Raw genomic sequence first — 9,634 nt, 5'->3', positions numbered from 1 at the left:
CTGTACCCCGTGGCGTAATTAATACGGCCGGAAAGATTGATTCCGATACCCAGAATTTTGGTTTTCGGAATGGTTAAACCCGCAATGAAACCGGTAATTAATTCACAAAGCGTATCCAGCGATTCGGTGGTATTATCGAGCGTATACGGCAAATTCTCGGTCACCTTCAGCAGGTTTTTCTGCAAGTCCAGCAGGCCAATATTGATGTGCGTATGTTTGACATCCACGCCAATAAAAAAAGCGGAATCGGCAACTACCCCGTATAAATTGGGCTTACGACCACCCGTGGAATCAATTTTGCCGTAATCCTGAATTAATCCTTCCTGAATCAGCTCATTGACGGTTGAAGTCACCTTGGGAATACTAATGGCTAATTCTTTACTTAATTCGGGAATGATGGCGTTACCGACGTTCGCAAAATAACTTAGAATGCTTCGTTTCGGATAAATACTTTTATGCGTAGTTCGGGTATCGCTTACTACCTTGGTCATTGCAAAAGGCGACTGATTTTCCAGCAATAGCCCGGCCCAGAGAAGGGCCGTGATTGAAGTTTAATCGTATAGTCTGGCAAAGGTGATTAAAAAGAGAAAAACAAAACCAAGGTACGTAGAATTTGCGTGACCCCCAAACCCAGCGTAAAGCTCTTGGAGACGTCTGTAACTATGCATTTCTTTCCCTCCATGAATTGCTTTTTATAACCTTGATATGCGAAAAACAAGCGTTTGTATCGCTACACCTTTCACGCTATAGCCAACGAAAAAACCCTAACCTATACAGGTCAGGGTTGAATCGGGTAATAAATTACCATTTAAAATATCCCAAAGGATGCCTGGCGGGACATTCTTAACTCCTTGTTGTATTCGGGAATCAAATATGGTAAGATTTGCCCATACCCGCAACGTTCCTTGGGTTTGACGTTCAGATAAGGAATTTTAATTTCGCCGGAATTGTTAAAAAAGCACTCGTTTACGCCCATTCATTTAGCCTATATCCCTGATTATCAGTCATTCTATCAGCCACTTAGAAAACAACGCTACGCTTATGTGTTTTTATGTGAAAGCTCAGGCTACCATGCAAGAACTTCAGGATCGGTTTGAGGCCGAGCCGCTAGAGACGGAAGGTTACGAGCCTCAGGACAAGGTAAATGGTTTTGCCATGCCCTACTTGCCCGTCATTACGCAGGAGGATCCCGATAAAATTCAGTTATTTCGCTGGGGATTGATTCCCCATTGGGCTAGCCCCGAAAAAGCCCCGGAACTAGCCAAAATGACCCTGAATGCCAAATCGGAAACGTTGTATGAAAAGCCGAGTTTTAAAGGTTCGGTACAGCAACGCTGCCTCGTACTCGTATCGGGATTTTACGAATGGCGGCATCAGGGTGCTACTAAAATTCCTTACTACATTCATTTGAATGATACGCCGCTGTTTGCCTTGGGTGGTTTGTACAGCCATTGGCAGAACCGGCAGACGGGCACCCAAATTCCAACGTTTACCATCATCACAACGCCCGCCAATGAGCTGATGGAATATATCCACAATACCAAAAAGCGAATGCCTTTTGTACTGAATCCAGCCCTGGAGAAAGACTGGATTCGTCCGGACCTGAAGCGGCAGGAGATGACCCAATTCATGCATCCGCTGGAACAACAACTGATGGTGAGTGAGGTGATTGGAGCGTAATAGGTTCGGCTTTTATTAGTAGTTCACCCCGCTAAACGGCCGAACTAGGTTTCAATTTTACAAGTGATACTGCAACTCCAGTACCCCGTTGTGGTAGCTTTTGGTACTCGTAAGCTGAAGTGTATGTTCTATCGTTAGCCCTTCAAACAGCGAAATCCCCGAACCCAGGACGACGGGCATGACATGAACGATCAGTTCATCGATGCGTTTTTCGTTCAGAAAAGCCGCGTTGAGTTGCCCGCCCCCAATCAGCCAGATACCCTTGCCGGGTTGCTGTTTTAAGTTCTGTACAAAAGTCCGCCAGTCTTCCGTAACGAAGCTTACGTACGGAGCTTCGCCACGGCTGGTCGAGCGGGTAAAGACGTAGTTCGTCAGATTTGCGTACGGAAAGGTTTCTTCCAGGCCCAGTACGACTTCATAGGTTCGATACCCCATCAGGGTTGTGTCAATGGTTTCCAGGAAAGCCGCGTAGCCGTAATCCGTTTGTTCGGGATTGGGAAATTGAATGAGCCAGTCTAATTCATCCTGGGTTCCGGCCACGAATCCGTCCAGACTCATGGCGATGTACAAGGTTATTTTTCTCATGCGAAAGGATTTGTTCCGCAAAAGTGAATCCATTTCTCCCGCAAAAATTGTATAAAATTTACCCGCACGAACTTACAGATAGACGGTATTGGGAACGGCTTGAGTCACCCGCTGTTCCCGTACGGCCCGACGGTACGCACCGGGCGTCATCCCCGCCAACGCTTGGAATGTCCGGATGAAATGGGCCTGATCATAGAAACCCGATTCGTAGCCCACTTCGGTTAAGGGTTGTTCAGGATACGTAATGATCCGACGTACTGCCTGATTGATTTGTACCATTTGCAGGTACTTTTTAGGCGTAAGGCCCAGTACCGAAACGAAGTTCCGGATGAAGGTTTTATGCGATTGTTCCAGTGAACGTACGTACGGCTGAATCCGCCCTTCGGGAGTCGATTCCAACTCCGTCAGTAAGCCCCGTACGGCGGCTGGTAGCGGACGAGGCCGACTGTATTCCCGAAGAAAGCTTTGCAGATACTGGACTTTTTCGGCTCCCTGGCCGTGTTCTTGCAGGCGTTGGAGAAATCGGGTGGTTTGTGGACCGAATAGCTGCCGGAACGTATCTGGCTTTTCGGGCGTAAAACCGAATAGTCGGTACAGTCCTCCGGGTTTAAGCAACACTCCAATGGCCTGATACCTTCCCTGAACGGTTGTGTATAGGGGTGCGGGAGTCAAACCCAGTACGGACCCTGCGGCAGTATAAGCGTAGGGAAAGGCTCCGGTATTACGAAAAGAATCGCCGTAATTGATGAGTAACTCCTGATACGGAAAGGCAACCGTTTGCGTCCGCAGGTGCACCTGTGGGCTTTCCTCGTACCAGATACAATCCACGCTCTCCCGCAACTCGTCCGTCGGTTTGATTTGATACGAAGTCATGGCTTGGCTCTCCTTAGTTCAGATGTGAAAGTAAAGGTAATACGACCGTGAAATGGGCCGTTTCTTCCCGAATGATAATGTCTGACTGCGTCAGCATCCGGTACTTCGCCGCAATGTTATTCAGGCCTACGCCATTGCTTACCACCGCTTTCGTTTTCCGCTGTAAGTTATTGCGTACCCACAATTGCACTTCAGCGGGCTGCGTAAATGCGGTAGAAATTTCGATCGTTAGCGGCTGACTGGTCCGTACAATATTGTGTTTGACAGCGTTTTCGACCAGTAATTGCAGGGTTAATGGCGGAAGCGTGTACTGCAAATATTCGGCGGGTACGGATAGGTGTACCTGAATGCCTTTTCCATGCCGCGTTTGTAACAAATGCACGTACGATTCAATGAAACGCAGTTCCGTTTCCAGCGTAGTCAGTTCGCGGTCGTTGGCGTATAGCAAGTAACGGTATACTTTGGAAAGTTCGTCCACAAAGCGACCCGCCAGTTGGGGCGATTCCTCGATCAAGGACGACAGGGCATTGAGTGCATTGAACAGGAAGTGCGGATTGACCTGACTTTTGAGTGAATCAAAACGGGCCTGCCATTCGGCCCGCATGAGTTGTTCTTTTTCCTGATACGTTTGTTTCCACTGCTGAATCAGGTAACTCCCTTCGTAAATACTCACGTAGACGCAAACATAAACCACCTGAATACCAACGGTTTCGAAGTAATCATAGAGATCATACAGCCATAATCCAGGATTAAGCAACTGGTTGACTCCCGAGCGTAAAAACGTGTTAAAATTGGCCAGCAGAACAATGACAAACAGAAGTCGTCCTAACCGACGACGCGTATTTGGCAGGCCAGGATAGATTTTTTGGATAAATCGGACCACCCAGCGAGCCAGCTCCCAGCCGACGTAACCGCAGAATAAACCAATCAGCATGGACCACAGAAAATCTCGGGGAGACAATTCCAGGTACATGCGAAGCTTGAAGAAGATCAGACCAAAGGCAAAAAGCCCGATTGGTCCCAGCAAGCGAAGTCGCAGATTACGTGACGAAAGAAATGACATATCCGGCAGAAGGTAGGCAAACAAAAACTAAAATTACGTCGGGATTTCGTCACTTCAAAAAGGATTTTGCTCTTCCCTTCTGGCACTAAACATGAGTATCAATTCTGATTAAAGAAGTGTTATTTATTGCCTTATACTGGATTATTTCTTAACATTTTATTTATAAGTAACTACGAAGAAGTCTAGTCTTCATTTTTATCTTTGCTCTCGTATCCAACACATCACCTATACCGTTTGCTCGGGTTCTAGTAACGTAGTATGTCTTTCTTTTCTGTGCGTGTTTATCGCTATTTTATTTTTCTGTTCATTGGCTTAATCCTTCTTACCTTTTATCACCGTACGGAACATTTTGATGATGCCTGGTTTGCGGAACAATCGTACTGGTTTTTGAAGGATGGAAAAGTTCGTTCCGAATTATTCCGGGGCTTTTTACACTGGGACGAACGCATTTATATATTTCACAAACTCTTCATTTATACCGGAGCCTTTCTGATGGGTTTAGTGGGATTTAGTGTGGCTGGGAGTAAACTTATTGGTATTCTTTTTGGCGTTATAGCGGCGGGTTTAATCTGGAAGTATATGGAACGTGGGTCCCGCGAACAGCAGGGGCTGGCTTTACTTCTGTATTTGGCTTGTGGTACACTGATCAAGTACTTCTGCATAAATCGGCCGGAAACTATGTGCATGACGCTGGGTTTTGCCTCTTACCTCTGTCTGGACCGCCCCAATGGGCGAGCACCCTCCGTGGTGTGGGCGGGCGTATTGGCCGGCTTGGCCGCTCTGACGCACCTTAATGGCCTCATGTACCTAGCTGCCGGTACGCTTTGGCTGCTTGTGCGTACGGATTGGCGAAAGACGTTCGCCTTTGCGAGCGTAGGCAGTTTAGTACTGAGTCTGTACCTACTAGATGCTCTCTTGGATCAGCAGATGGACCGAATGGTTTGGCAGTTTGTGGAGGATCCTGCCATGCAGTACACGCGTACCCTTGCCGACAAATTGAAGGTGATGGTCAACTACCATCAACTCTTTTTTCACAGCCATCACGAAGCCGCGTTAACGGCACTCGTATTACTTACCGTTCTATTCGGTCGGAAACATCTTTCCCTGACCCAGCCGATCGTTTTGTACCTGACCTTACTGGTCGTTCTTTTTTGGTTAGTAACGAAAAGTACGTTTGCTTTTTATATTCTTTTGTTTGTACCCTGGTTCGTTATTCTCGTAGCTACCTACGCTCCGGCATTTATTGTAACCCGAGTTCAGCAACGCATCGCTCAGGGGATTATAACCGTTTACGTAGTAATCGGATTGATTACAATTGGCGAAGTTCTGTATGAGAATTATACGGTTCCTTATCAGCAGACGTACAACGAACAACTGACTCGCTTTATGCCCGAAAAAAACAGTAAGGTGATTGCTCCCCTCAGTTTTTTCTTTGGACAAATGGAAAACTATCGGATTCGAAGTCTAAGTTATTACTGTTCCTTGCGGGATCGCCCACCCCTTACGTTACCCGAGTTTTTCGAAATGGCTAGACAAGAGGGCGTGAAATACATCATCAGTGATAATCCCTTAAATTCCAGCTATTCTATTCCCCTCGACACCCCCGAACGCATGGGAGCCTATACGCAAGTTTGTAAGGATGAGCGGACGGTTGTTTATCAATACAATCCCTAAAACCTTGTTTACCCTAAGTGAGGAGGTCCGTCAAAGCTTAAGGCTAGTCTCGTACCTCGTTTTCTTGGTTTTAAGCACTAAAAATCCTCTTCATGAAACTTCTGGGAAGAATTGTATCGGTTGAGTCGCATCACACCTCCCCTCCTGAACCCACCTTTTCGCTTGAATTACACGTCAGTCGTAATGACATCCGACTGTTACGTATTACACGGGAGCAATTTGATGAAATACAAGTCCGTGGATTCGGCAAGGTTGAACTGGAAGTAGACCCAACTAGCGGCCTAGTTCTTTCGATGGTACGCAACTAATTGAAACATTTCACGACGGGCAGCGGCCGTTCCGGTTCCATCAACGATCCAAATGGATTTGTAAACAATCCACCCCAAAAGTGATCACTACTAGCAAACTCGTTAAACTATCCTTTTTCCATAAAACCCTTTAATCAATGCCTTCTGCTTGTCTGGTCGACAGCGTTTAGCAGCCAACAGACGCATCTTCAAGTACTTCCCCTTTTGAAGAGAATAATCCTTTTTAATACCGACTACTGTTTACCGAATAAGCGGCTTCGCTAGTGCTTTTCGAATAGCAAAGCCCGACTTTTCTGTGCGAAAATGGACAAGTTTTGTTCATTTTCGCACAGCATATTTATCCTTATATTACTGATTATAAGTAGGTTATATTTATTTACTACGCTTAGGCACGGCTTTAGTACTGTAAAGAGTACTAGCATACAAAATTTGTTATTGGCTTACCTGGGCCCGGTAGTCGTAGCAGTCTTTTTCAGATTCGATTGTCTGCTAGTACTTCTGTTGACGTCTCTTTGCAGACGGATCCTTAACCACCCTTATGATGTATTGTTTGACCCATTCACAACGGATGGGGCTGGATCCTATGGTTTCATTTTAACGTCAACTTCTCATGCAACGCTTCTTCCTTAGTACTCGTTTGTTCAGCCTTTTGGCCTTACTGCTTAGTTTTTCAACCCTGGCATTGGCCCAGTCCGTACCCAGCGACTCCACCCGAGCGTATTGGAAATTATACGCTTCTCAGGAAAGTCAGAGTCCGCTCATCCGGTTTTATACGGCTGCTCATCAGGTCGTATATGAAGAAAAATTACCCAAGGATTTGGGTCGCCTCACGCAGAAGAACATCCGACTGTTCGATCAGTTACTGGCTTCCGTGACCAATCAGCGACTGGTGAGTTCGCACCTGTTTCCTGAACGTAATCCGGAGGCATATACCTTTCCTCTATCTGCCGAGAAATCTCATACGAACAAGATTACCTGGTACCGGGATGGCGTTGCCTTTTTGGTAGCCAATCCCCAGGTTAAAGAGCCGGGTAAGGTACAGGTTTTCTACGCCAGACTCGACACTAAACTGGTGAGTGTGAATATCACGGACGAAACGGAAGACTACATTCACTATCAGGATCGTAGCTGCCGCTCGACCTACCGTCGCTCCATTGACTTGCAGAAATTCCCGAGTGGCCGCTACAAACTCATCATCCGTCATCCGGGACAAACTTTTACCTATTATCTAGTAGTAGACCGTAGCTTAAACCGAGTAGAGATTCAACCGCAGTCCAATACCGTTGTTGGTGAATAATTTGCTTCCGGGTAAACGGAGAAGTACTCCGTTTACCCCATTCAATCAATTTTCTCCGAAAACTGGAGCGAATTCGTGGGCAAAAGCTTGAAACGTACGAGCCGCCTGCCCCGTCACTTCCGATACAGTATTCGTCACCAAAGCGGCTTCATTGCGGCTGTAGTGGGCGTAATCTTCCACGAGGCCTTCGGCTTGCCAGTCCGGAAAACCTACGCTTCGTAAAGCTTCTCGCATGGCTTCGGGCGGTACGTCCTGAAAATGTACGGGTTTGTGAAGGGCCGCAGAAAGTTGTTGGGATAGTTGGCTATGGGTCAAGGCCTCGGGACCGGTTAGCGTATATATTTTCCCATTATGTCCTTCGCTCGTTAAAGCTACGACAGCTACCGAGGCAATGTCGCGTACATCAATCACGCTGACTTTAGCGTCGCCCACCGCCGCAAAGAACATTCCCTGCTGAGCAATGGAGGAGCGGAAACCCAGTAAGCCCTGCATAAATAGATTCGGACGTAGGAACGTATACGTCAGCCCGGTTTCCCGGAGGGCCTGCTCTACTACGGCATGATACCGCAAAAATCGCACGGGCGAATGCAGGTCCGCCGCCAGTTGCGACAGTTTTACTACATGCTGAACGCCCGCCCGCTGTGCTTCGGCTATAAAAGTCAATTGCTGCTGTTCAGCTTGTTCTGAAGAATTAGTCAGTAAAAAAGCCCGTTCGATACCTCGTAATACATTGGCCAGACTTGTCCGATCGTTGAAGTCGCCATGGACTATTTCTACCCCCGGTAATGCGGCCAGTACCTCGTTTTTAGAGCGAACCAAGGCCCGAAAGGGAATACCGCGTTGCGACAGTTGCTGAGCTAGTATCGAACCGACACTACCCGTAGCTCCGGTGATGAGAATTTTGGGGGTTGTGAACATCGTCTTTTCAGGAATAAAGTTTGATGGATACGGTCTGGCTTTTGCCTAACCCGCGACAAAGGTCTATTCTTCTCACTTCCTGAAATTGTAAGAAAACGAAACGGAGCCGTAACCGCACGAAAAAGGCCAGTACGTATCGCATGTACTGGCCTTTTGTACTAAACTAATTCTAACGGATGTATATCCTTCAAGCTATTAGGAAATTGTTCCCTACTTTACTGCGTATGCCCCCTCGCAAAAACTGTTAAATTACTAGCTAGTAACACTTTAAATCGTGGGTCGGCCACCTGTTACCTGTACGGTTGCTCCCGACATGTAACTAGAGTCTTCGGAGGCTAGTAATACGTAAATTGGAGCCAATTCGGCGGGTTGCCCTGCTCGTCCCAGGGGGGTATCTTCTCCAAACTTCTGTACCTTTTCGGGGGGCATGGTGGCGGGGATCAGGGGCGTCCAGATCGGTCCCGGAGCGACGCAATTGACCCGAATTCCCTTTTCAGCAATACTCTGAGCCAGGTTACCCGTGAAGTTCTGAATGGCGGCTTTCGTAGCCGTGTAGGCCAGCAGCGTGGGGTTAGGCGTATAGGCATTAACCGAGGTTGTGTTCACAATTGTACTGCCGGGCTGCATGTAGGGTTCGGCCGCTTTACAAAGATAAAACATGGCGTAGATGTTGGTCTTGAACGTCCGGTCCCATTCTTCACTGGGGATTTCCTGTAAGGATTCCCGGGCCATTTGGAAAGCGGCATTATTAACCAGAATATCGATTCTACCGAATTCGGCGACGGCTTTTTGTACAATCGTCTGGCAGTGGGATTCCTCGCTAATGTCGCCCGGTACCAGTACGGCTTTCCGACCGGCTTGTTCGATATATTGAGCGGTTTCGCGGGCGTCCTCCTCTTCATTGAGGTACGAAATCAGTACGTCGGCACCTTCCCGGGCAAACGCAATCGCTACGGCCCGGCCAATGCCGGAATCGCCCCCGGTAATGATGGCTTTACGGCCTTCCAGTTTGCCGGACCCTTTGTACGAATTTTCGCCGTGATCGGGTCTGGGATTCATTTGGGAAGTTTTACCGGGTACGGGTTGCTCTTGCTCTGGATACGGTGGTTTCGGGTATTTTTCTCTGGGATCGGTCATTGGGCTGGATTCAAAATTCGCGTTCATTTCCTCGTGATTTTGGTGGATGAATCGACTGAATACTTCTTCAGTATCGCCCTCTCCGGCAAAAGATGCGTA

Annotated in this window: 9 protein-coding genes and 1 pseudogene; 4 read left to right on the top strand and 6 right to left on the bottom strand. The window is 47.6% G+C overall.

Translation table 11 applies throughout. The features are described from left to right. A pseudogene (locus tag ACOJTG_RS06895) lies at nt 1-491 on the bottom strand (ROK family transcriptional regulator); the annotation flags it as partial. Nucleotides 492-1,041: 550 nt separating this feature from the next. Between ACOJTG_RS06895 and ACOJTG_RS06890 the strand changes: the two are divergent. Beyond that, nucleotides 1,042-1,680 carry an SOS response-associated peptidase gene (locus ACOJTG_RS06890; protein WP_420153128.1) on the top strand — a complete coding sequence of 213 codons (639 nt, stop codon included), beginning with the start codon at nt 1,042-1,044 and terminating at the stop codon, nt 1,678-1,680. Nucleotides 1,681-1,737: 57 nt separating this feature from the next. Here ACOJTG_RS06890 and ACOJTG_RS06885 read toward each other — a convergent pair whose 3' ends face one another. The 3 genes from ACOJTG_RS06885 to ACOJTG_RS06875 all read right to left on the bottom strand — a co-directional run bounded on the left by ACOJTG_RS06885 (nt 1,738) and on the right by ACOJTG_RS06875 (nt 4,201). Then, nucleotides 1,738-2,265: a dihydrofolate reductase family protein gene (locus ACOJTG_RS06885; protein ID WP_420153127.1), complete on the bottom strand. Its 528-nt coding sequence runs from the start codon at nt 2,263-2,265 to the stop codon at nt 1,738-1,740. Between the two features lie 72 nt (nt 2,266-2,337). Further along, nucleotides 2,338-3,138: a helix-turn-helix domain-containing protein gene (locus ACOJTG_RS06880; protein WP_420153126.1), complete on the bottom strand. Its 801-nt coding sequence runs from the start codon at nt 3,136-3,138 to the stop codon at nt 2,338-2,340. 13 nt (nt 3,139-3,151) lie between these two features. Beyond that, entirely contained in the window at nt 3,152-4,201 is a 1,050-nt protein-coding gene (locus ACOJTG_RS06875; protein WP_420153125.1) for a sensor histidine kinase, read from the bottom strand. Nucleotides 4,202-4,459: 258 nt separating this feature from the next. Here ACOJTG_RS06875 and ACOJTG_RS06870 point away from each other — a divergent pair, with 258 nt between their 5' ends. The 3 genes from ACOJTG_RS06870 to ACOJTG_RS06860 all read left to right on the top strand — a co-directional run bounded on the left by ACOJTG_RS06870 (nt 4,460) and on the right by ACOJTG_RS06860 (nt 7,480). Next, a complete protein-coding gene (locus tag ACOJTG_RS06870) occupies nt 4,460-5,875 on the top strand; it encodes an ArnT family glycosyltransferase (protein WP_420153124.1) in 1,416 nt (471 codons plus the stop codon). A 92-nt stretch (nt 5,876-5,967) separates the two neighbouring features. Then, nucleotides 5,968-6,183: a hypothetical protein gene (locus tag ACOJTG_RS06865; RefSeq protein WP_420153123.1), complete on the top strand. Its 216-nt coding sequence runs from the start codon at nt 5,968-5,970 to the stop codon at nt 6,181-6,183. A gap of 610 nt (nt 6,184-6,793) precedes the next feature. Next, entirely contained in the window at nt 6,794-7,480 is a 687-nt protein-coding gene (locus tag ACOJTG_RS06860; RefSeq protein WP_420153122.1) for a hypothetical protein, read from the top strand. A 45-nt stretch (nt 7,481-7,525) separates the two neighbouring features. Here ACOJTG_RS06860 and ACOJTG_RS06855 read toward each other — a convergent pair whose 3' ends face one another. Both ACOJTG_RS06855 and ACOJTG_RS06850 read right to left on the bottom strand, forming a co-directional pair. After that, a complete protein-coding gene (locus tag ACOJTG_RS06855; protein ID WP_420153121.1) occupies nt 7,526-8,398 on the bottom strand; it encodes an SDR family oxidoreductase in 873 nt (290 codons plus the stop codon). A gap of 267 nt (nt 8,399-8,665) precedes the next feature. Further along, a complete protein-coding gene (locus ACOJTG_RS06850) occupies nt 8,666-9,562 on the bottom strand; it encodes an SDR family oxidoreductase (RefSeq protein ID WP_420153129.1) in 897 nt (298 codons plus the stop codon). Between the last annotated feature and the right edge of the window lie 72 nt (nt 9,563-9,634).

The sequence above is a fragment of the Siphonobacter sp. genome, assembly GCF_048595215.1.
Lineage (GTDB): Bacteria > Bacteroidota > Bacteroidia > Cytophagales > Spirosomataceae > Siphonobacter.
This window is presented reverse-complemented; position numbering and strand designations above follow the sequence as displayed.